The sequence below is a fragment of the Runella defluvii genome (assembly GCF_014195535.1).
GTDB lineage: Bacteria > Bacteroidota > Bacteroidia > Cytophagales > Spirosomataceae > Runella > Runella defluvii.
In genome coordinates this window covers 229040-251340 of sequence record NZ_JACIBY010000001.1, presented here as the reverse complement: position 1 = coordinate 251340, position 22301 = coordinate 229040, and the positions used below count along the sequence as shown (strand labels likewise).

26 protein-coding genes are annotated in these 22301 nt (G+C 44.9%); 13 read left to right on the top strand and 13 right to left on the bottom strand.

The window, feature by feature from the left end:
- Positions 1–84: 84 nt before the first annotated feature.
- From FHS57_RS01000 to bshA, 4 genes are all read right to left on the bottom strand, one after another.
- Complete coding sequence (locus tag FHS57_RS01000) at positions 85–1530, bottom strand: arginine deiminase family protein (protein WP_183970997.1); 1446 nt, start codon at positions 1528–1530, stop codon at positions 85–87.
- 476 nt (positions 1531–2006) lie between these two features.
- A complete protein-coding gene (locus FHS57_RS00995; RefSeq protein ID WP_183970996.1) occupies positions 2007–2927 on the bottom strand; it encodes a bifunctional metallophosphatase/5'-nucleotidase in 921 nt (306 codons plus the stop codon).
- Positions 2928–2966: 39 nt separating this feature from the next.
- Positions 2967–3728 carry a 5'-nucleotidase C-terminal domain-containing protein gene (locus FHS57_RS00990; protein ID WP_183970995.1) on the bottom strand — a complete coding sequence of 254 codons (762 nt, stop codon included), beginning with the start codon at positions 3726–3728 and terminating at the stop codon, positions 2967–2969.
- A 20-nt stretch (positions 3729–3748) separates the two neighbouring features.
- Positions 3749–4945, bottom strand: a complete 1197-nt coding sequence (bshA, locus tag FHS57_RS00985) for an N-acetyl-alpha-D-glucosaminyl L-malate synthase BshA (protein WP_183970994.1) — start codon at positions 4943–4945, stop codon at positions 3749–3751.
- Between the two features lie 167 nt (positions 4946–5112).
- On the opposite strand from bshA, the gene FHS57_RS00980 reads away from it, so the two are divergent.
- Entirely contained in the window at positions 5113–5988 is an 876-nt protein-coding gene (locus FHS57_RS00980) for a geranylgeranylglycerol-phosphate geranylgeranyltransferase (RefSeq protein ID WP_310586956.1), read from the top strand.
- A 32-nt stretch (positions 5989–6020) separates the two neighbouring features.
- On the top strand, positions 6021–6716 hold the full coding sequence (locus FHS57_RS00975; protein ID WP_183970993.1) for a TapB family protein: 696 nt from the start codon (positions 6021–6023) through the stop codon (positions 6714–6716).
- On the opposite strand, the gene gldD is transcribed toward FHS57_RS00975, so the two are convergent.
- Together gldD and FHS57_RS00965 are read right to left on the bottom strand one after the other, a co-directional pair.
- On the bottom strand, positions 6713–7300 hold the full coding sequence (gene gldD, locus FHS57_RS00970) for a gliding motility lipoprotein GldD (RefSeq protein ID WP_229601229.1): 588 nt from the start codon (positions 7298–7300) through the stop codon (positions 6713–6715). The genes FHS57_RS00975 and gldD overlap by 4 nt on opposite strands.
- Before the next feature lie 130 nt (positions 7301–7430).
- Complete coding sequence (locus FHS57_RS00965; RefSeq protein ID WP_183970992.1) at positions 7431–8195, bottom strand: biotin--[acetyl-CoA-carboxylase] ligase; 765 nt, start codon at positions 8193–8195, stop codon at positions 7431–7433.
- A 38-nt stretch (positions 8196–8233) separates the two neighbouring features.
- Between FHS57_RS00965 and rsfS the strand changes: the two genes are divergently transcribed.
- The 3 genes from rsfS (at position 8234) to FHS57_RS00950 (ending at position 11119) form a co-directional block, all read left to right on the top strand.
- Positions 8234–8617 (top strand): ribosome silencing factor, encoded by a 384-nt coding sequence (gene rsfS, locus FHS57_RS00960; RefSeq protein WP_028522491.1) that lies wholly within the window; start codon positions 8234–8236, stop codon positions 8615–8617.
- A 118-nt stretch (positions 8618–8735) separates the two neighbouring features.
- Positions 8736–10712, top strand: coding sequence for an ATP-dependent zinc metalloprotease FtsH (ftsH, locus tag FHS57_RS00955; RefSeq protein ID WP_183970991.1), 1977 nt, complete (start codon positions 8736–8738; stop codon positions 10710–10712).
- Positions 10713–10831: 119 nt separating this feature from the next.
- A complete protein-coding gene (locus FHS57_RS00950) occupies positions 10832–11119 on the top strand; it encodes a YciI family protein (RefSeq protein WP_183970990.1) in 288 nt (95 codons plus the stop codon).
- A gap of 67 nt (positions 11120–11186) precedes the next feature.
- Here the strand turns inward: FHS57_RS00950 and rpsU are convergent, their stop codons facing one another.
- The gene (gene rpsU / locus FHS57_RS00945; RefSeq protein WP_028522494.1) at positions 11187–11381 is read right to left on the bottom strand and encodes a 30S ribosomal protein S21; all 195 of its coding nucleotides are present in this window, start codon (positions 11379–11381) and stop codon (positions 11187–11189) included.
- Between the two features lie 132 nt (positions 11382–11513).
- Here rpsU and FHS57_RS00940 point away from each other — a divergent pair, with 132 nt between their 5' ends.
- Positions 11514–12440, top strand: coding sequence for a Ppx/GppA phosphatase family protein (locus tag FHS57_RS00940; protein ID WP_183970989.1), 927 nt, complete (start codon positions 11514–11516; stop codon positions 12438–12440).
- Positions 12441–12442: 2 nt separating this feature from the next.
- Here the strand turns inward: FHS57_RS00940 and FHS57_RS00935 are convergent, their stop codons facing one another.
- A complete protein-coding gene (locus FHS57_RS00935) occupies positions 12443–13264 on the bottom strand; it encodes a mechanosensitive ion channel family protein (protein WP_183970988.1) in 822 nt (273 codons plus the stop codon).
- 135 nt (positions 13265–13399) lie between these two features.
- Complete coding sequence (locus tag FHS57_RS00930) at positions 13400–15115, bottom strand: IlvD/Edd family dehydratase (RefSeq protein ID WP_183970987.1); 1716 nt, start codon at positions 15113–15115, stop codon at positions 13400–13402.
- 33 nt (positions 15116–15148) lie between these two features.
- Here FHS57_RS00930 and FHS57_RS00925 point away from each other — a divergent pair, with 33 nt between their 5' ends.
- Positions 15149–15520 (top strand): Uma2 family endonuclease, encoded by a 372-nt coding sequence (locus tag FHS57_RS00925; RefSeq protein ID WP_310586955.1) that lies wholly within the window; start codon positions 15149–15151, stop codon positions 15518–15520.
- On the opposite strand, the gene FHS57_RS00920 is transcribed toward FHS57_RS00925, so the two are convergent.
- Entirely contained in the window at positions 15517–15948 is a 432-nt protein-coding gene (locus FHS57_RS00920; protein ID WP_183970986.1) for an ABA4-like family protein, read from the bottom strand. The two genes, FHS57_RS00925 and FHS57_RS00920, sit on opposite strands and share 4 nt — an antisense overlap.
- A gap of 92 nt (positions 15949–16040) precedes the next feature.
- On the opposite strand from FHS57_RS00920, the gene FHS57_RS00915 reads away from it, so the two are divergent.
- Positions 16041–16592, top strand: coding sequence for a cob(I)yrinic acid a,c-diamide adenosyltransferase (locus tag FHS57_RS00915; RefSeq protein WP_183970985.1), 552 nt, complete (start codon positions 16041–16043; stop codon positions 16590–16592).
- A 125-nt stretch (positions 16593–16717) separates the two neighbouring features.
- Here FHS57_RS00915 and FHS57_RS32130 read toward each other — a convergent pair whose 3' ends face one another.
- Positions 16718–16807: a pentapeptide repeat-containing protein gene (locus FHS57_RS32130; RefSeq protein ID WP_221225542.1), complete on the bottom strand. Its 90-nt coding sequence runs from the start codon at positions 16805–16807 to the stop codon at positions 16718–16720.
- A 107-nt stretch (positions 16808–16914) separates the two neighbouring features.
- Between FHS57_RS32130 and FHS57_RS00905 the strand changes: the two genes are divergently transcribed.
- From FHS57_RS00905 to FHS57_RS00885, 5 genes are all read left to right on the top strand, one after another.
- Positions 16915–17982 carry a branched-chain amino acid aminotransferase gene (locus tag FHS57_RS00905; RefSeq protein ID WP_183970984.1) on the top strand — a complete coding sequence of 356 codons (1068 nt, stop codon included), beginning with the start codon at positions 16915–16917 and terminating at the stop codon, positions 17980–17982.
- 133 nt (positions 17983–18115) lie between these two features.
- Positions 18116–18322, top strand: coding sequence for a DUF2281 domain-containing protein (locus FHS57_RS00900; RefSeq protein WP_183970983.1), 207 nt, complete (start codon positions 18116–18118; stop codon positions 18320–18322).
- Positions 18322–18717: a type II toxin-antitoxin system VapC family toxin gene (locus FHS57_RS00895; RefSeq protein WP_183970982.1), complete on the top strand. Its 396-nt coding sequence runs from the start codon at positions 18322–18324 to the stop codon at positions 18715–18717. Before FHS57_RS00900 ends, FHS57_RS00895 begins: the two co-directional genes overlap by 1 nt.
- A 305-nt stretch (positions 18718–19022) precedes the next feature.
- Positions 19023–19247: a DUF8507 family protein gene (locus FHS57_RS00890; RefSeq protein WP_221225522.1), complete on the top strand. Its 225-nt coding sequence runs from the start codon at positions 19023–19025 to the stop codon at positions 19245–19247.
- On the top strand, positions 19244–19669 hold the full coding sequence (locus tag FHS57_RS00885) for a putative toxin-antitoxin system toxin component, PIN family (RefSeq protein WP_183970980.1): 426 nt from the start codon (positions 19244–19246) through the stop codon (positions 19667–19669). Before FHS57_RS00890 ends, FHS57_RS00885 begins: the two co-directional genes overlap by 4 nt.
- Before the next feature lie 8 nt (positions 19670–19677).
- Here the strand turns inward: FHS57_RS00885 and FHS57_RS00880 are convergent, their stop codons facing one another.
- Positions 19678–20427 carry a glycosyltransferase family 2 protein gene (locus FHS57_RS00880; RefSeq protein ID WP_183970979.1) on the bottom strand — a complete coding sequence of 250 codons (750 nt, stop codon included), beginning with the start codon at positions 20425–20427 and terminating at the stop codon, positions 19678–19680.
- Between the two features lie 36 nt (positions 20428–20463).
- Positions 20464–22296: a tetratricopeptide repeat-containing sensor histidine kinase gene (locus FHS57_RS00875; protein ID WP_221225521.1), complete on the bottom strand. Its 1833-nt coding sequence runs from the start codon at positions 22294–22296 to the stop codon at positions 20464–20466.
- Positions 22297–22301: the final 5 nt, after the last annotated feature.

Sequence of the window (22301 nt, the reverse complement as noted above, 5' to 3'; positions counted from 1 at the left end):
TTAGGAAACTTCAAATTGAAAATCTTCTGAACGCTTTATTACCCTAAAATTACTTATACGGAGGGAGAATCCAATCAGTTTTTCTTAAAATCCATCTCGCAAAATAGGTAAACTCATGCAATGCGAACCTCCTCTCGCCCGCGAAAGCTCGGCTGAAGGCAGCATAATAAACGTATTTTGAATCGTTTCGGGCGATGAAATTCCTGCTTCAAATTCTTCCAATAGATCTTTGGCCCGCACCGTTTGGAAGCCTTTGGCACGAAATGCTTCAAGGGTTTTATCGTTGCGATCGTAACCAATCACTACGCCGTCTTTAAGCGCCAACAAATTGCACGAATCCGTCCATTGTTCGCGGGCGCCAAACGGAAATTCGTTGTTTCCTGAATAGATAAACTCCACGGGCTCGTTGCACCCCAAATCGTTTTTGCTGATGTCGGTCAACAAATCTTCTAAATTTTCGATTTCGGTGGGTTTGTTTTCCCAGCCTTTGTTGAACTGCATAATTTGCAAACGATCAGGGTCTTCTTTCGGGGCAAAAAAGTGGAGCACATCCCGTTTTTTGGCTTCGTCGCCCTGACGAGCAATCGACCCTAGCAATACCCAGACGTTGCGTTTTACTTGCGTAAAAACCGTGTCGATGTGCATATAATCCCGTTTTTTAGGGATTTTCACGATGGTAATGGTATCGACTACGTTACGTTCAAACAACGATTTCATCACCTGCTGAGCTGCGTACAAGGTCGTGCGCTCACTGCATCCAATCAGCAAATGCCGTGGTGCCACCATCATCACGTCGCCCCCTTCTAGCGTAGAACGGTGATAATCGCTTTTGAGCTCGTCTTCCGTCAACAAGAAATGGTGCTCATTATCAGGAATTTCGATGATATTATTGCGACAACCTTCAAACTGCGGGTGGTAAAAAAAGATGTATTGGGTCAACAGCGACTCCCGCGTACGAGCTGCTTTGGCGGGTTTATTGAGAAGCACGTGATCATTGATGACAATGCCAATATCGCGCGTAAAAATGAAGTTGGGCAGCGGAGCAAAAATCATGTGAAGGTCGGGCAAGGACCCAGAAATCAAGATTTTCGCCAATTCAATCGGGTCGTATTCTTTGAGTTTTTCCTGAATCCGAAACGAACAACGCTCGACAGCACAAATCGAAGCAATGAGTTTTACCCGAATCGCGTCGTCTTCAAGGATTTCTGCCAATAATTTCTGGATATCAACAACTTTATCTGAGTTAAAATAAGCAGCACTTCCTGGTTTATAAAACAACCGCTCAGGGTCAGCATCTATCTCTTTTATTTTCCCTCTCACTTTTTCAGGGTCAAGAAAATAGAGTAAAATTTTAACATAATAATCATACTCTTCGCGGCGCATGGTGTCGAGGTGAACGATGTCCTCAAAAAGCCAGTCCTGCGCTTTAGAAGGAACAACCTTGCCCAAACCACGGTCGGGGCTGTGAATAAGCAATCTACGAAGCGTCCCTACTTCGGACGATACTCTGAGTTGGTTGTCGAATGTCATAAGGAAAACTTGGTGAAAGAGCTTGGTAAGCCGCGGTGTTTTTTGTTTTTTCGCAAAATACACTTTTGACCCAAAACAAAGGATTTACAAGGCAAAAAGACGTAAAATTCTAATTTTTGAAAAAACAATTCGCTTTATTTCAACATATTCAGTCATTTTGACCAATAAAACAAGGAGCATTTGCATCGGATATACATAACATTTGTAGTCAGCGGGTTTTGAGAAACCCGCTGCACGAGGGGCATTTGCATCGGAGATGCTCAACGTTTGTAGAACCCGCCGCACGAATGAACATCATTTTCAAGCATCGGAGATGCGCAACGTTTGTAGAACCCGCTGCACGAATAAACATCATTTTCAAGCATCGGAGATGCGCAACGTTTGTAGAACTGCACGAATAAACATCATTTCCAAGCATCGGAGATGCGCAACGTTTGTAGAACCCGCACGATGCACGAATGAATACCGTGACACCATTATTGAACAGGTACGGCTCGGCTTTCGAAATAGACTTTTTTAGAAACGCGGTCAAATCTAAAATCCAAACGTCCAAGGCTCGCACCACCCCAGCCTGCCTGGTTGATAATCACCGACTTTCCTGCTTGATTTTTCAGTATTGTAGGTTCGTTTAAGAACGTATGCGTATGTCCTCCGATAATCACGTCGATGTCTTTGGTTTGCGGTGCCATCACTAAATCTGACATTTCACCATCACTCATTTTATAGCCCAAATGCGAAAGACAAACCACCAAACTACATTTCTTTTCGTTGCGGAGCATCGCGGCAGTTTCGTTGGCGGTTTTTACGGGGTCGAGGTACTTGGTTCCACCAAATAGTTTCTGCGGGATCAAGCCATCGGGGCTAATTCCAATGCCAAACACGCCTACTTTCACTCCTTGAACGTTGAAAATTTTGTACGGCTGAGCCAATCCTTCCATCGACGTCCCCGCAAAATCATAATTGGCCACCAGGACAGGAAATTTGGCATACGCCTTGATTTGATTTACGTACAGGTCAAGTCCGCCGTCGAAATCGTGGTTGCCCATTGTCACAGCGTCGTAGCCCATTTGGCTCATTAGTTCGATTTCAGGGCGGCCTTTGTAGAAATTGAAATAGGGTGTTCCTTGAAAAATATCACCCGCGTCAAAAAGCAACACGTTCTGCTCTTCCGAACGAATTTTGCTCAAAATTCGCGCCCGATTCACCACGCCACCGCGCCCCGCCATGCGGTCGCCTTTTGGAAATGGCTCCAAGCGACTGTGTTGGTCGTTGGTATGTAAAATGGTGATTTTAACTTCTTTTGCCTGAGGCGACGCCCACGTTTCAAAAGGTAACGCCCCTAAAGCTACGGCCCCAGTGGCCCCAAAAATATGTTGAAGAAATATACGTCTTTGCATGATAATGATAAAGCAACAAGTTGGTTCAAATATGACTACTTACTCAACGACGGTCGTTCTACCGTCTTTTTTAGGGTCAATCGCCTGACCTTGTTTTCCTTTGCGCCGCAAGTAGTCCGCCATGGCGTCACGCATGAGATAATTCAACGCTTGGTATCCTTGATTGTTCTTTACAACAGGTGCTAGGTCGCTACTCATTGCCATGTAGTCGCTTGTAATCAGCGTATAAGTTTGCTCCGTATTAAGCGGTTTTCCACCAATCAGCACTTCTTTTGGTTTGTTGGTCGCCTTGTCAACAACAAGTTTCAGCCCCGACTGAGGTTCCTTGCGTTGAGCCAAATAGTCAATCACTTTTTGCATGGTGGCACCCGAGAGGGTAAGTACTACCAAATCGTTGTCAAAAGGCATTACTTCATATACTTTTCCAAGGGTAATATTTCCTTGCGGCAAGTCTGTCCGAATTCCTCCGTTGTTGGTCACGGCCACGTCAATGGGTTTACCAAAACGTTCTTGTCCCATTTCCCGAAAAAGGTCTGCCATCAAATTCCCCAGTTCTGATTCGGGTGTACCTTTGGTCAGCCGACGAGGTGAAGTCGTCAGCACCGCCGTCATTTGGGCGTCCAAAGTGTCGTGGTAAGGTTTAAGGTATTTATCCACCGTTTGTGACAAAGCTGAAGACGGTGCAGTGACGGTGTCACTGACTGCAATCGGCTGAAGTTTAACGGGTTTTCCTACAAAATAGCGCGTACAAGCCCCTAAGGAAAGAGCGAGCAGCGCCAACGGCAATACAATTTTTTTCATGGTTTTTGTTTATTGATTCCTCAGTGTTTGTCTACCAATACTTCGCGCATTGGGCGGTCGGTTGATGCTACCAATGGTTCGGTCAATGCGTTTAGACTTTCGGCCACTACTTTTTCGTAATAGGCTTCGTACTGTGGCAAAATATTCGCTAACTCAAATTCTTTGGCCCGGGCCAATGCGTTGGCTTTAAAACGAGGCAAATTTTCGTCTTGTAAAATATAGACTGCATTTTTTGCCATGTCTTCAACGTCGCCCACGTTGCTCATAAAACCAGTAACTCCTTGCACGTTCAACTCTGGCAATCCACCTGCGTTGGACGTAATCAAAGGAACTTCGCAAGCCATTGCCTCTAACGCCGCCAGACCAAAACTCTCTGTTTCAGAAGGCATTACGAACAAATCTGCCACCGAAAGTACTTCCTCAATCGCATCTAAGTTCCCCAAGAAGCGAACACATTGCATCAAATCCAAGTCACGGCACATATTTTCTATTTTGGCACGTTCGGGGCCATCGCCCACCAACAGCAATTTGCTCGGTACTTCATGGCGTACTTTTTCAAACATCAACACAATGTCTTCAATCCGTTTTACCTTTCGGAAATTGGAAGTATGCACCAGCAATTTTTCACCGTTGGGACAAATTGCCAACTTGAAATGGTCTTTTTTCTGTTTCTTGAAACGATCTAAGTCAATGAAGTTCGGAATCACTTCAATGTCTTTGGTGATGGGGAAATAATCGTAGGTAGCTTGTTTTAAAAACTCCGACACCGACGTAATACCGTCCGATTGGTTGATGCTAAACGTAATCACAGGTTCGTACGAGCGGTCTTTGCCCACGAGCGTGATGTCGGTTCCGTGCAAAGTTGTGATGACGGGGATATGGATGCCTTGCGATTTGAGAATTTGCTTTGCCATGTAGGCCGTTGAGGCGTGCGGAATGGCATAATGCACGTGCAAAACATCTAATTTTTCGGTCTTCACCACGTTCACCATCGCGCTCGACAGCGCCGACTCGTACGGGGCATACTGAAACAACGGATAATTGGGAATATGAACTTCGTGGTAAAAAATATTTTCACTGAAAAAATCTAAGCGCGTAGGTTGTGAGTAAGTGATGAAGTGAACTTGATGTCCGACAGCAGCAAGCGCCTTTCCAAGTTCGGTAGCGACTACGCCACTACCACCAAATGTTGGATAACAAACAATTCCGATTTTCATTCGCGGACGGGGAGTTAGTTGAGGTATTATTCGGCACAACAAAAAAAATGCAATTTTTTCTCCACATTCTGTATAAAGATTTTGTGAAGTCCCGAAACGCATCTAACTTATCCGTTGTTTTGCATACAGCTTTGAAAACATCCACAAACCCATAATTCGTCCTATCTGTGAAACGCCGCCTCACCATCAAAGACATTTCGCTTGGGTTTATGCGGCTTATCCGCTGGCCTAACCTACTCATGATTGCCCTGACTCAATACATGACCCGCCTGTTTTTAATTGGCCCTATCGGCGACTGGAAAAGTATTTTGCTCGAAAAAGAGATTTTTCTTATCACGCTTTCTACCGTGCTTGTCGCGGCAGCAGGTTATGTCATCAACGACTATTTTGACATCAAAATCGACCTTATCAACAAACCCGACCGCGTCATCATTGGGCGATACCTCAAGCGCCGCGTCGCCATTACGACCCACCAAGTTTTCAATATTCTGGGCTGTGGTTTAGGGCTATTGGTGAATAAATGGGTATTTCTCCTGAGTGTGTTATCGGTTACACTTCTTTGGGTCTATGCCTCTTATTTCAAGAAACGACCTTTCATTGGTAATTTCATTGTTGCCCTTCTAACGGGTCTTTCCCTCATTATTTTAGCCGTTTATTACCCCCAAAATCGCTCGTTGGTTATTTTGTATGCCTTGTTTGCCTTTGGTATCTCGCTCATTCGTGAAATCATCAAAGACATGGAAGATGTCCGCGGCGATGCTTCTCACGGCTGCCAAACCCTGCCCATCATTTGGGGGATTCGACGCACCAAGGTCTTTCTTTACGGGCTCATTGCCATTTTTGTTCCCAGTTTATTTCTGGCTGCGCATTGGCTGCAAAACTCCCAATTGACGTGGATGTTTGTAGGGCTTCTTGGACTCATTGGCTGGTTGGTATATCGTCTTACCCGCGCCGACACCAAAAAAGAATTTGGTTCGTTAAGTAGTTTGTGTAAACTTGTTATGCTTATCGGAATGCTGAGTATGATCTGGTTAGCGTATTAATCCTTTAATATTTCACCTCAATTTTCACGCGTATGAAACGGTTTTTGATTACATGTTTTACCCTCATTGGTTTAATCCTACAGCTTCAGGCTCAGTCTTGCCTCGGCGTTACAATGAAAGCGGGGTCGGGTTTTGAGCTGCTCAACTACAACGCCAAAGACAAACTTACGGGTCGGCTCCTTTACACTGTGAAAGATGTAACCAATGACAACGGAACAATGGTAATGAAAATGGAAGTGCAGTCGTTTGATGCCAAAGACAAGCCCCAAATGACCAACAGCTACCAGTGCCGCTGCAAAGGCAATGAATTTATGGTGGACATGAGCGCCATGATGGCCACTCAAGATAACCCCATGATGAAAGACGCCAAAATGACGTTTACCTCCAACGACCTCACATACGGCGATACCTATACCGTAGGCAGTACCCTCAAAGATGCTTCTCTCACGGGCGACGGCACCGTAGGCGGCTCTATGAATGTCACTTACAACTTGAATTTGAAGAATAGAAAGGTCGCAAGCCAAGAGAGCATTACGGTACCCGCAGGTACCTACAACGCCTACAAAGTCACAGCTGACATGAGCGTGGCCACCAAAACAATCGTCAACCTTTCCTTTGACTTCCAGACGGTTAGTTACCGCGCTCCTGGCGTTTTGTGGGACATCAAAACCGAAACTTACCGTAAAGACAAATTGATGGCTTACAGCGTTTTGTCAAAAGTTTTTTAAGATTTTTTCTTCCACTTCAAGGTATTCAGCAAGTGAACGATGTCCTTGCGAAGGTAGTCGATGGCAGGTTGTAACGAATCTTGCTTATCGGCTACCGAAAAATAAAGCGCCCCGCGAAGGTAGTTGGTGGTAGTATCGGTGGTAAAAAATTGGACGTAGCTTGGCACATCGCCCTCCAAATCAAACATCACGGCCCGCTGCCCCGACTTTGTTTTTACTACTTGTTCCCGAATCCCTGTCGCTTTAATTTGGTGCCGACCAGCCAATTTATAGGCATCATTGATAAATCCACCAAGGCGCTGTGGATTGTTTTGGACAGGCTTGTACGTCAGCTGAATACTGGCTTTCAGGGAAGGATACGCAATAAAAATCCAGTGAGGTTCGGCGTCGCTAAAGGTATCAGGCAATATCACCGCACTTTTTGAATATTCAAACGAGTACGGATGGTCTTCTTTCATCGGTTGGTAAACTTGGGCAGGCAAATCGAGGCGCGGGAATCCTTTTGGTTTGGGGACATAATCGGATTCAGAAGAAGAACAACTCACGCCCATGCTCGCACAAAGTGGCATGATTGCCCAAACCATTTTTTTTACCAATCTTTTACTGACGTTTACCATTTTATTCTATCAAAACTATTTATTTTTACCAATAAAGCTCATACAGTGTGTTTGGTTGCTCACAACCAAACGTGCATGAGGTTGCTCACAACCGAATTCAACTCACAAACTCGTAACTAATCTCTTTAAAGTCAAAATACGCTAATCGATTGTCGATTTGAACCGCCAAGAGTCCTGCATCGGTTACGCCCACAATCATCCCCGTAAATACGTTTTCTGCCTGCCGAAAATTGTGTTGTTCTTGATAACGAAACAAACTTTGTAAATAACGCATCTTCAAAGCATCAAAATGGCCATTGCGAAGAAGCAGGTAGTTTTTTTCAAGCGAGGCCAACAAATCGGGCAAAAGCTCTTCCCGCATGTATTCTTTTTGGGTGGCTTTACGCAAGGAGGTAGCCCGTGGGTTTTCAAATAAAAGTTGGTTTATGTTTAATCCCATTCCCACAATAGACGCTTCCAGTCGGGCGCCTTGAATAGAATTTTCTATCAATACTCCACCCAGTTTCTGATCGCCCACATAGACATCATTGGGCCATTTTATTTTAAGAGCTTCCCCCAAATAAGGCTTAAAGAATTCGTATATCCCCACCGAAATGGCGACGTTGAGACGAAACTGCTGAGATGGACTCAGAAAGTGAGGACGTAGAATGAGCGAGAGCATAAAGTTCTCGCCAGCCTGCGCCAACCATTGATTTCCGCGCTGCCCACGGCCTGCCGTTTGGAAGTCAGTTATGACAACAGTTCCTTCCCAGCCCTGCCCAAGGCGCACCAAATCCGCCGCTTCATCGTTTGTTGACTGACAAGTTGGCAGATAAATCAAATTTTTTCCAATAAAAAGCGTTTTGGACTTAATTTTGTACAATATTTCTTATTTTTAGGGATGCAATTTAAGACTAACGCATGAAACAACGCAAATCAGATAGTATATCTTCAGAACAACTGTGCCATCTTGTAGTAAAAGGAATGCAGGAAAAAAAGGCAGTGGACGTAGTAGTGATGGACCTGCGCGACATTAAAAACGCCATTACGGACTTCTTTGTAATTTGTACTGGTAACTCCGACACCCAAGTCGATGCCATCGCCGATTCTATTGAGACAGAGGTATATAAAATTATCTCAGAACACCCTTGGCAGCGCGAAGGCAAAGAAGCCAAAGAGTGGATACTCATTGACTATGTGGACGTAGTTGCTCACGTTTTCAAGAAAGAACGGCGCGAATTTTATGGGCTCGAACAACTTTGGGGTGACGCCAAAATCACACTGGTAGAGGAAGAGTTCGCCTAATTGAACATTACCCTTAAAAATAGTGTTGGTCTGTTAATACGTTTGTAGTTACCTACCACTCCAAACGTATTCAGGCGAATACACCACAAAACCCGTTAATTTAATTCAATAAATAATCATGTCCGAAAACAATGGCAACCCGCTAAACCCCAACAACCGCAATCCACGCCGTACGGGCTATCAGGGATGGATTATTGCGGCCTTGGTGTTAGCGATTTTGGGAATCACCTTTTTCAGTCGCAATACGGCCATTCGCCCCATTACGCAAAAGAAATTTGAGAAGATGGTGCAAGCACACGAAGTGCAAAGCATCGTTATCGTTAATAGTGAATACGTAGAAGTAACCCTTAACGCCAAAGCCCTCGAAGATCCAAAATACCGCGCTCTTTTTGATAACAAGGCGTACTTCAACAACGGCGGGCCTCACTTTCAGTTTGAGGTGACATCGGCCGATAAATTTTTGGACGATTTTCAAAAACTTAAACCTGACAGCGACTCCATTGATTACGATTTTGATCGTCGGAGCGACTGGACAGGTTTCTTAGGTACTTGGGGCTTCCTTATCATTATGATTTTGGCCATGTACTTCTTGCTAGGTCGTATGACAGGTGGAGGTGGCCCTGGTGGTCAAATCTTTAACATTGGCCGCTCAAAGGCAACGCTCTTTGACGCTGAAAACAAAGTTAAGATTACCTTCAACGACGTGGCTGGTTTGGAAGAAGCCAAAGAGGAAATCATGGAAATCGTGGATTACCTCAAAAGCCCTACCAAATTCACAAAGCTTGGTGCTAAAATTCCAAAAGGCGCTCTTCTAGTAGGCCCTCCAGGTACAGGTAAAACCCTTATTGCCAAAGCAGTAGCAGGCGAAGCTGGCGTACCTTTCTTTTCGCTCTCGGGTTCTGACTTCGTTGAAATGTTTGTGGGGGTAGGTGCCGCTCGTGTACGTGACCTTTTCAAACAAGCCAAAGAAAAAGCACCTTGTATTATCTTTATTGATGAAATCGACGCCGTAGGTCGCTCACGTGGCCGTGGTGGTATGCCAGGCGCAAACGACGAACGCGAAAACACACTCAACTCACTGTTGGTTGAAATGGACGGTTTTGCTACCGACTCTGGTATTATCATTATGGCGGCCACCAACCGTCCTGATGTACTCGATTCTGCGCTTCTTCGCCCAGGCCGTTTCGACCGTCAGATTTCGGTGGACAAACCCGATATTGTTGGTCGTGAGGCCATCTTCAAGGTGCATTTGAAACCAATTAAATTGGCCCCAGACGTTGACCCTAAAAAATTGGCTACCCAAACGCCAGGTTTTGCAGGTGCAGAAATTGCCAACGTTTGTAACGAAGCCGCCCTTATTGCCGCTCGCCGCGACCGTGAAGAAGTAACGATGCAAGACTTCCAAGATGCGATGGATCGCGTGATTGGTGGTTTGGAAAAGAAAAACAAAATTATCTCGCCCGACGAGAAGAAAATTGTGGCTTACCACGAAGCAGGTCACGCCGTGGCAGGTTGGTTCTTGGAACATGCTGACCCATTGGTCAAAGTGACGATTGTACCACGTGGTATGACGGCTTTAGGATATGCTCAGTATTTACCTCGCGAACAGTATTTGTACCGTTCAGAACAGCTTTTAGACGAAATGTGTATGACCCTTGGAGGTCGTGCTGCCGAGGATGTTGTATTTGGGAAAGTATCGACAGGTGCCCTTAGCGACCTTGAGCGTGTTACAAAACTTGCTCACAGCATGGTTACGGTCTATGGCTTAAACGATAAAATCGGTAACATGTCGTACTACGACTCTAAACAGTCGGAATACTCATTCAACAAGCCTTATTCGGAAGAAACAGCGCGTATGATTGACGAAGAAGTTCGCAAAATCATTGACGAAGCCTACAACCGTAGTAAGGCACTTCTTACCCAACACCTTGCTGCTCTTGAAATCATTGCGCAAGAGCTTTTGGAAAAAGAAATTTTGTTCCAAAGCGACCTAGAGCGCTTGATTGGTAAACGTCCTTTTGAAAGAGAAACGGTTTACCAAGAGTTCATGAATAGCAAATCTAAAGAAGAAAATTCGACCGAAAATAACGCCTAAAACGTAGTTCGTTCACTTCTTAAAAGGTTAGAGTAACAGCATCCTGTTCTCTAACCTTTTTTTATTTCACTTCTTTTTTACAACATGCGTATCTTTCACATTTATTAAACTTAACCAATATGCTTTACGTAGTACATGCTTATGATTATACCGACGAGCAGGCCCTCGAGCGCCGCATGTCGGTTCGGGAGCGTCATTTAGAGGGCGCTAAAATTTTAAAGGCAGGTGGCCATTTTGTAATGGGAGGCGCTTTGCTTAGTCCCGAAGGGAAAATGATGGGGTCGATGATGGTCGTTGATTTTGACACCGAAAGCCACATGAACGAGTGGCTACAAAATGACCCTTATGTAACGGGCAACGTCTGGGAGAAGATAGACGTCAAGCCGTTTCGGAAGGCAGATGTATAGAAGTAACAAAAGGCACTGCGCCGTAGCGTAGTGCCTTAAAGTATATTTTCTAAGGAAGAATATCGACTTAGATTACTTCGTTTTCGCGCATTTTCTGCACGTAAGTTGCGTGAATTACTTCTTTGCGACGTTGTACTGATTTTTTCGTAAAAGCCGAGCGTGAACGCAACTCTTTCAAAACACCAGTTTTTTCAAATTTCTTTTTGAAACGCTTAAGTGCCTTGTCAATTGATTCGTTTTCTTTAACTTGTATAAGCAACATATTTGTTAGTGTTTTTTTCTCTTTTTATAAAACGGAGTGCAAAAATAAGTGTCTCCTTTTAAAAAATCAATTTTCTTTGTATTTTTTCTTTCAACTTATTCATAACACTCCCCTGAGTACATTTCTGAAGGCATGAAATACGCCATTATTGACCTCGGAAGCAACACCTTCCACCTATTGATTGTTGAAAAACAAGGAGATACCCTTCATCAATGCTTCAAAGAGCAACTACCCACCAAAATTGCGAAAGCGGGAATCAATCAAGGCCAAATTACCGAAGAGGCCACTGAGCGTGCGTTGACGGTCTTAAGATTGTTCCGCCAACACATCGACGCGCATGGCGTTTTACTGCAAAACGTGAAAGCAGTCGGAACGAGTGCCATTCGCAATGCTAAAAACGGAGAAGAATTTTGTCAGATTGTCGCCCGCGAAACGGGTATTCTTATCGAAGTCATCAGCGGAGCTCGCGAGGCTGAGCTCATTTATGAAGGCGTTCGGTTAGGCATTGACCTTGGCGAAGCTCCATCACTGCTGATGGACATTGGTGGCGGCAGTGTTGAGTTTATTATTGGGAATGCTTCGCGCATTTTTTGGAAGCAAAGTTTTGAAATCGGTGGTCAGCGTTTGTTAGAGAAATTTGTTTTGACTGACCCCATTTCCCCATCCGCAATTCAACGAATGCACAGTTATTTTCAAGAACAGCTATTGCCTCTTGTCAACGCCGCCCATCAATATGCGCCCCAAACATTGGTAGGTTCATCGGGTTCGTTTGATACACTCGTTGACATGGATTTTATGCACCGATTAGGCCAACTCCCCTCCCCTACGCAAACGAGTTTTGAATTGCCTCTGGCCGAATTTTACCGCGCCTACGACTTACTTACGACCCTCCCTCGCGAAGAGCGCATGGCAATTCCTGGCATGATTGAATTGCGCGTAGAAATGATTGTTCCTGGAGCAGTGTTGATTGCGCACGTACTACGTAGCTTGCAACTCAAGCAAATACGCAGCACAACTTACGCCCTCAAGGAAGGGATGATGCAGTGGGCACTGGGATAGCCTTACGGTTGCTTTATCCAAACCACTCGTTGCGGGTACGGGATTTCGATGTTATTTTTAGTAAACTCCTCAAAGATTGAATAACGCAAGTCGCTCTTGATGAGGTCGATATTCCACGCATCGGCAGTCCAAAACAACAATTCGTACACGGCTCCCGACTCAGCAAAATCTTGCATCCGTACGTGAGGCATGGGTTGCGCTACCACTTTCTCGTGTCGTTGAGCGCAGTCGTTGATGATGGCTCTTACTTTCTTCGGATCCGCTTGGTACGAAGCAGGAATTTTAATGCTAAAACGCGTCTGCGAACGACTGTGCGACCAATTGATAATGGTGCCATTGATAAAATACGAATTGGGGACAATGATGGCAATGCCATCTCGGGTTTGGATTTTGGAAGAACGAAGGCCAATTTTCACTACCCGCCCTACGGCTTTTTCGATTTCAACAATATCGCCCACGTCGATGCTTCCTTCAAACAAAATAATGAGTCCCGCGACCAAATCATTAAACGTTTTTTGCAATCCTAACCCCACTCCTACCAACAACGCCGCCGAACCTGCCACCAACAGGGAAATTTCAATACCGACCGTTTGCAATACAGCTAAGGCCGCAAAAACATACATGGCATATTGAACAAGTTGCATGACGGCGTGCTGCCGCCCTTCGTCGATTTGGCGTTTTTTGAAAACACCTTCACGCAGCACTCGTTGGACGATCGCCACCAGCAACCGTGCTCCTACTAAAATCAGAACTACGACCACCAACGTAGCAAGCGTAATCTCGTGGTTTTTGATGCGAAAAAGAGGAGAGTATAGAAAGTCCATTCAGTGTACCATTTTTTTTCCCCGCAGAAACTCGCTAAACAGTAAAAACGCAGAATTCCGCAGAACAAAGTCTGTGAAAATCTGCGCTTTTAAAATCCGTGCTATCTGCGGGGAAACTTTTTAGAAATCAAACAATTAATGCGATTCGCGACTTACTTCGCTGCCCGATTTACCCACAAGAAAATCAAAATCACAGCCTTCGTGCGACTGCGTCACGTGCTCGATGTATAATTTGTTATGACCACGGTTGTATCCTAAATCAATCGGCTTCCACTCCGCGCGACGACGGGCGATTTCCTCGTCGGATACGTGCCAGTGAATGTAGCGTTCGTGGATGTCGATTTCAATCAAATCACCGTCTTTGACCAAAGCCAAGTTACCACCAATGGCACTTTCGGGCGACGCGTGCAGCAACACCGTACCATAGGCCGTTCCGCTCATCCGCGCATCCGAAATCCGCACCATGTCCGAAACTCCTTTGTCCAAAATCTTTTTCGGCAAAGCCATATTTCCTACTTCGGGCATTCCTGGGTAGCCTTTTGGCCCTACGTTTTTGAGTACCATCACGCAGGTTTCGTCGATGTCCAACTCAGGGTCATCGATGCGCGCGTGGTAATCTTCGATGGTTTCAAACACCACCGCACGTCCCGTGTGTTTCATCAAATGTGCCGATGCCGCCGAAGGCTTAATCACCGCACCATTTTCGCACAAATTACCTTTGATTACCGCAATACCTCCTTCTTCCAAAATCGGTTCTGCTCCCGAAGCAATCACGTCAGGGTTCCAGTTTTTGGCATTGATTGAATTTTCAACCAGCGATTTACCATTGACCGTAATAACGTCTTTATGTAAATGTTCTTTGATTTCGTTGATAACCACTTGCAAGCCCCCTGCGTAGAAATAATCTTCCATCAAGTATTTCCCTGATGGCATCACATTCAACAAGAAAGGCATCCGTGAGCCTACGCGGTCGAAGTCATCGAGGGTAAGATCAACGCCCATACGTCCCGCAATCGCCAACAAATGCAAGACAAAATTGGTCGAACCTCCTACGGCAGCATTGGCCATAATGGCGTTTTCAAACGCTTCGCGCGTCAATATTTTTGAGAGCGTCAGGTTTTCTTTCGCCATCTCAACGATGCGCATCCCTGTCATGTGCGCGTTCATTTTTTTGCGGGAATCGGCCGCAGGAATCGCCGACAAGCCTGGGAGCGTCAATCCGAGCGCTTCGGCCATCGTAGCCATCGTAGAAGCGGTTCCCATCGTAGAGCAGTGGCCAATACTACGGCTCATACAACTTTCGGCTTCTTCAAACTCCTCAGGCGTCATTTTACCCGTTTTTACGTCGTCCGCAAAACGCCATACGTCGGTACCCGAACCAATGGCTTTGCCTTGAAAACGCCCTGCCAACATCGGTCCACCTGGCAACACAATCGTCGGTAAATCAACGCTAGCGGCTCCCATGATGAGCGAAGGAGTAGTTTTGTCGCACCCTGTCAACAGCACAATGGCGTCAAACGGGTTGGCACGAATGCTTTCCTCAACGCTCATACTTGCCAAATTGCGATAAAGCATGGCAGTAGGACGAATGAGGGTTTCTCCCAACGACATCACGGGAAACTCTAATGGGAAACCACCTGCTTCGTAAATCCCGTTTTTGACACTTTGTGCCAAATCACGAAAGTGGCCATTACAAGGTGTTACTTCTGACCACGTATTGCAAATCCCAATGACAGGCTTTCCTTTAAATTGATGCGGCGCGTGGCCTTGGTTTTTCATCCAACTACGGTAAATAAAACCGTCTTTACCTTCTTTGCCAAACCAGTCTTGGCTGCGTAGTTTCTGTTCCATTTAATTCTGAAAAGTGCGATTGCACCGTTTGTAGTGACACTGATAAGTAGCCAGGTAACAAGCCCTGTCTTCTTTTTTAAAAGGCAAAAAGGTGTAAAATCTAATAGTTGTAGTTTTGGGACAGAAGAAGTATTATCAGAAAGCAGCATCAATACCGACCGTGTGACGAAATTAGCCGAATACACGCAACTACCTACGTTGGAGTATTACCTAATTATCGAACAAGAAGAATGCTTGGTCGAAGTATTCAACCGCGAAGGAAAGCGCTGGTATGTAGAGTTTTACAGTGACATTAACGAGCGCATTGATTTACCCGCATTGAATATTCAACTGCCTCTATCAGTTATCTACAAAAAAGTTCAGCTACCAACCTCTACCGACGAATCCAATTCAGCAACGACCTAATTTTCGCCTCCCATTCGTTTGGTCTTAAACAAACGAACCAGCCAATACATCAGAAACCCCACAGGCCCTAGCATAAAGCAGAAAAATAGCGGTAGCACAATCCAACGGTGGGGGATATTCTTTTGCTGCGCATCTTGAAGCACCGCACTTCCTGCCACCAAGTCGAAGGCCAAATAGTGTATCCATCCTGCCAACAGCGCCGTATCTCCCCCTTTGGCAAATAGATTCTTGATGCCCGAAAAACTACTAAAATCCTGAAAATCAAGCGGCGCTCCGCTAAAGATGTAATACGCATACATACAAGCCAAGAGCACTGGTACCAGGTAACTCTTGACCAGCCATTGCGTCCCTTTCCATTGAGGGGCAAAAATCATGAGCATCCACTGCGGGAATACCAGCAGATTGGCAATTTGAAAGGCGGTTTCCATCGTTGTTTATTTTATTGAGCAAGATTTGTGAATAAAACCCTTTTGCGGGTAAGTTTGTTGCCTATTCTAAGAGACAAATCTCGGCAACAACGATGAAAATTTACACAAAAACTGGAGATAAAGGCACGACTTCGCTCGTGGGCGGAACGCGGGTGAGCAAAGCCGACTTGCGCATTGATACGTATGGCACCGTCGATGAGCTTAATTCGTACATCGGTTTGGTGCGCGACCAAGAGGTAAACGCCGCTCGGCGCGATTTTTTGAAATACATCCAAGACCGCTTGTTCACAATTGGTTCTATTTTGGCTTCGGAACCCGACAACAAAAAACATTTCATCCCCGACCTACACGAAGAAGACATTACCGCCCTCGAACTCGCCATGGACGAGATGAATACCGAATTACAACCGATGCGCGCATTTATTTTGCCAGGCGGGCATCCGTCGGTTTCTTTTGCGCACGTGGCCCGTACGGTATGCCGCCGAGCAGAACGTTTGGTGATTGCCCTCAACGAAGCCGAAACGGTAGAATCGGAGGTAATTCGGTACTTAAATCGCCTTTCTGACTATTTGTTTGTGCTTTCGCGTAAAATGGCACAAGAATTGGGGATAGAAGAAATTAAATGGGCAGGGCGGAAGAAGTAGGCAAGTTCGCAAAAGGCAAGGGACAAAGGGCAAAGGGCAAGGGACAAATTAGCAAAGGACAAAGAGCAAGTTTTTCTTTTTTCCCCTTTAAATATTTGCCTCTTGCATACTTGCACATTTGCCTTTTACCAATTTGCCTCTTGTACATTTGCCTCTTGCAAACTTGCCCCTTGCCAATTTGCCTCTTGCACATTTGCCCCCTGCCTATTTGCCAGTATTTGATAAGTAAATCAAGATTTTCTTGGGTTTTCGAGGAAAAATAAAAATATTTGCATTGACAACTAATTTCAGTCAATCTCTATACAGTAAACCACCAATTACAATGACAACGGACACATTGGCCATGGAAATTCAACGCGTAGAAGCTTCGCGTATCCATGAAGTAGATTTCGACAATTTGGTATTTGGTCGCCATTATGCCGACCACATGTTTGTCGCCGATTACGTCAACGGCGAATGGACTAACCTTCAAATTGTACCCTACGCCAACCTCAGCCTCAGCCCTGCTACAGCTTCTCTCCACTACGGACAAGCGATTTTTGAAGGTATGAAAGCCTACAAAAACGACGCGGGTGAAGTGCTCATGTTCCGTCCATTGGACAACTGGGCGCGTTTCAACAAATCGGCCGTACGGATGTGCATGCCCGAAATCCCAGAAGAAATTTTTATGGGCGGCCTCACAGAATTGCTTCGTTTGGATTCTGCTTGGGTTCCTACTGCTCCTGATACATCGCTTTACATTCGTCCGTACATGTTTTCGACAGATGCGTACATTGGCGTAAAAGCTTCTGATACGTACAAGTTTATCATTTTTACTAGCCCTGTAGGCAAGTACTATTCAAAGCCTCCTCGTGTGAAAGTAGAACAACACTACATCCGCGCGGCTGAAGGAGGAGTAGGTTACGCAAAATGCGCTGGCAACTACGCTGGTTCGTTGTACCCTGCGCGTTTGGCTCAGCAACAAGGCTACGACCAAATCATCTGGACCGATGCCCGCGACCACGAATACGTGGAAGAATCAGGTACGATGAACGTGATGTTTTTCATGGACGGAAAACTCATTACTCCTGCTACTTCTGACACTATCCTCAACGGCGTGACCCGCAAGAGCATCGTGGACATTGCGCGTCATTGGGGCATTCCAGTCGAAGAGCGCAAAGTGGCGGTAAAAGAAATAATCGACGCTTTGAAAGAAAGTCGTTTGGAAGCTGCTTTCGGCGCAGGTACGGCCGTGGTGGTGTCGCCGTTTGGCGTTATTGGCTACGAAGGTGTAGATTATGAACTTCCTGCCGTAACCGAGGACTCTTTTGTGGCAAAAGTAAAAGCTTTCTTAACTGACCTCCGCACGGGTAAAGTAGAAGACCCGTTTGGCTGGATTGTAAAGGCGTAAATCCATAACTTTCTCTTTAATCGTCGGACGGTTTAATGCCGTCTGACGATTTTTTGGTTAGATAGGGTTTTGTTTTTCTTTTTTCGAATGTTTTGAGTCGCTGAAATGTTAGATTTGTAAAAAATGATTAATTATGTACACCGCAATTAAAGGGATTTATGAGAATGGAGTACTGACAATGACTGAAACTCCTCCAAAAATTAAAAAATCCGAAGTTGTTATTTTGTTTATGAATGATTCTAATACCCCCAAAGGGGTTAAATTAGGGAGCCTAGAAGGCAAATACAGTATTCCAGAAGATTTCAACGAACCACTTGACGATCTAAAAGAGTACATGTAATGGCTTATATTGTTGATACCCAAATTTTTATTTGGAGCATTATCAGTCCGACTAAACTATCTGACCAAGTTAAAGAATTGCTCCAAAGTCATCAAGTTTTTGTGTGCCACATTAGCCTATTTGAGATTGCCATTAAACAAAAAATCGGTAAACTACCCGAACTAACCTTGTCTATTGATGACTTGATACACCAAGCTACGATTGATAACTTTTCATTTCTCCCTATTACTGCCTCTCATATTTCTTCGTATGATACCGTACCGTTGATAGAATCTCACAAAGACCCTTTCGACCGACTTATTATTGCCACTGCAATCGCCGAAAATTTACCTGTCATTTCGGCAGATGAAAAATTTCAGTTGTATAAGAAAATGATTACTCTTGTCGAAGCCTGAGCATATTCACGAACTCCCAATACTATTTTGAATGGAATAACGCGCAATACCATTGTGGACATTGCCAGTTATTGGAGGCTTCCCGTTGAGGAGCGTAAAGTGGCAGTAAAAGAAATAATCGATGCTTTGAAAAAAGAGCGACCTCCGCACGGGTAAAACAGAAGACCCGTTTGGCTGGATTGTAAAGGCGTAATTTCTTGTTGATATACACTCAAAGCGTCAGCTGATTCAGAATCGGCTGACGCTTTTTTTAAGAAATAAGAAAGTAGTATATTTGTTTAGAACATAGCATAATCTGGAAAGCAATGGCTACTACATCAACATTAAGTAACATTCAGTTAGAGCTCTTACGAGTTTACTCTAGGCACGTATCTGATGAAGATATGGTTGCAATCCAAAAAATGTTAGCTACGTATTTTAGTGAAAAAGCTATCCATTTGGCCGATGAAGTTTGGGATAAAAACGGCTGGAAAGCTGAAGACACAGGTGCCTTTCTAAAAGAACATAACCGTAAATCGAAAGCTTCTTGAAAATTGTCCTAGATACAAATATCCTGTGGGTTTCTATCTCTCGACGTTCTGAAACGCATTGGATTTTTCGAGCTATTTTAGATGGCACGATTACTCTCTGCGTAACTACTGATATTTTAGATGAATATGCTGAGATTATGACTCAAAAACTTGGTTTCGAGGCTTCTGAAACAGTTTTAAGTACCTTCGACCACTTACCAAATGTCAAATTGATTACTCGTTATTATCGCTGGTCAGCCATCAAAGCTGACCCTGATGATGATAAGTTTGTAGATTGTGCGGTAGCTTCAGACGCGGTTTGTATAGTTTCGGAAGATGGGCATTTTAAAGTCTTAAAGAAGCTGCCATTTCCAAAAGTAAATTGGCTCAGAGTAGGTGAATTTACAATCGCTTTCAAATCTAAACTTACTAATTTAAGCTAGTAACTACTTTACCCCTCCCCCAGCTTCTTATACTTCAAATACGTGTAGCGTGCGTTTTCTTTGGCAATAAACCAGCCGTAGTATCCGTCTAAAAAGCCCAATTTTACCACATATTCTACCAAAAAGCGAAAGGCTGGACTGAGGTAAATCTTTATAAAATTTGCTTTTTTCCCTGCTTTTATTCCTTTTTCGGCAAATAGCGTACTATAACGATCCGTTTTTTGGGCAAATTGTTCCAAGGTATCTACCGTGTAATGATACACGTAGCCCGAGAGTTTTTGAACCGAATGTTCGGGGCGAATGGTAAGTCCCTCGTGGACGGCGTCGGTGTTCCAATGAATGTTTTTTTTATTAAAAATCCGAATGTGGGCTTCGGGATTCCAGCCACCAAAGCGAATGAGTTTTCCCGCAAAAACGGTTCGAAAAGGTAAATTAAACGCATCGGTCTTCGGCTCCGACGCAAACGCCGCGCGAATACTTTTTGCAAGTTCGTCGCTAACAACCTCATCATCGTCCACCGACAAAATCCAATCGTACTTAGCTTGGTCGTTTCCAAAGTTTTTTTGCTCCGAATACCCAGGCCACGGCCGCTCAAAAACACGCGCGCCCAAGGCTGCGGCCACAGTGCGGGTGGCATCTTTGCTACCTGAGTCCACCACCACGATGTCGTCGGTCAGGGTTTTGAGGGCTTCAATCGTTTTAGCGATTTTTTTCTCTTGGTTTACGGTGATAATCACCGCCGAAAGGGGAAGTAACACAGGCTTCGTTTGGTTGAAATAGTTACGAAACGGTGATTAAGCCGCCAAGGGCAGCGTAAGGGCAATCACCGTTCCTTCATCAATGACCGAACGCACCAGTAAGTTCCCATCCAGTTCTTCTACTCGTTTTTCCATGTTAAACAAGCCATTGCCGCTGCCCCGAACCGCCTCTTTATCAAAGCCCACGCCATCGTCTTTGATGCGCAGATGCAGGCGGTCGTTTTCTTTGAATACTTGCACCCAAACGTGTCGGGCTTGGGCGTATTTGGCCACGTTGTTGATGGCTTCTTTAAAAATCAAATAGAAATTGTACTGTTGGTTCGACGGGAGTTTGTACTCTTCTAGGTCGTTCGCGACACAAAATTCGTATTTTATCCCTTTGGGGTCGAGCATTTCGGACGCAAAAATTTTCATTTTGTTCAACATGCTCTCCAAACTATCGTTCATCGGGCGGGTAGTCCAGATAATATCGCGAATCGTTGCAACCGTCCGTTGAGAATTAACGCTTATCAAATCCAGCAACTCCCGCAGTTGGCTGTCGGTTTCTCTCACTTGGCGTTTGGCGGCCTGACTCAGCATGGCGACCCCACTCAAAGTCGCGCCCAAATCATCGTGCAAATCGCGGGCAATTTGGGTCCGAATTTTATCTGACAATTGCATTTGGCGAATGGTTTCGGCCTGAACTTTTTGGGCATCACGGATTTGTTTCAGTCGATTTTGGTAAAAAGCGAAGCCAATAAAGCCCATCAACAACACTACTATCAACGCCAAAGCCACAATCAATGCCGTTTTTTGGTGTAATTCAGCCTCTTGTGCGGCCTTAATTTGTTTCAAACGTTGGTTTTCTTTGTCCTTTTCAAACGCATTGTATTTCAATTCCACCAACTCCGCCCGCACGACGTTTTTCTTTTGTTCAATCGAATCGTTGAGGACTTTATATTTCTGAAAATACGTCAGCGCGTCGCGGTAATTTCCCTGCAATTCTTCCAAATCAGCTAGTTCTTTGTTCAGCTTGGCCGTTTCTACCAGCGACCCAAATTCCTGCGCCGTCTCAAACGCCTTTTCTAAATATTGTTTGGCTTCTTCAAAGTTTTGTTGCAATCGGTACGTTTGGGCTATTTCTTGGTAACACTGAATTTGGAGCAATTTTTCGCCGTGAATTTGGCTTCGTTCAATGGCTTGGTTGAGGTAGTCGAGCGCCGTACTAAACTCTCGGCGGTGGTTGTAATTACGGCCAATGCCTAGCAAAATTTGGGGTAAAATTTGGTAATTTTGGTCGGCATCTTTGGCCAAAACCAGCCCTTTTTGCAAGTATTTCAACGATTCTTCGTAGCGCCCCATTCGTCGATACAAGTCTCCGATTTGTTCATGATTGACGGCCATTCCTCGTTTTTCGGGCTTTTCCTGCTTTTGGTTCAGTTCCAGTGCCTTAAAGGTATATTCCAAGGCTTTGGGAAGCTGATTCATCGATTTATAATTTTCGGCAATATTATTCAAACAAATCGCTTGTCCCCGCTCCCAGCCCGATTGTTCAAACAGTCGCAGGGCTTTTAAATAATACTCTTGGCCTTTGGCATAATTTCCTTCCAACGACTCCAAAATGGCGTAATTGATAAAGCTTTGACCCAAATTCACTTGATTATTAAGCTGTTTGGCCAACTGATTGGCCTCGTTGGCATAACGCCACGCAGCCGCTTGGTCGATTTCTGACAACCGATACGAAAGGCGGTGCAAGGTCACTACCCGCGCACTATCGAGTGCAGGATGCGTATCTAGCCAATGCCGTAAGCTATCGACCATTTTATTCTGGGCGCACACCACCGTTCCCAACGCCCAGAGCATTATTCCAATATATCGCCAACATCTCATACAAG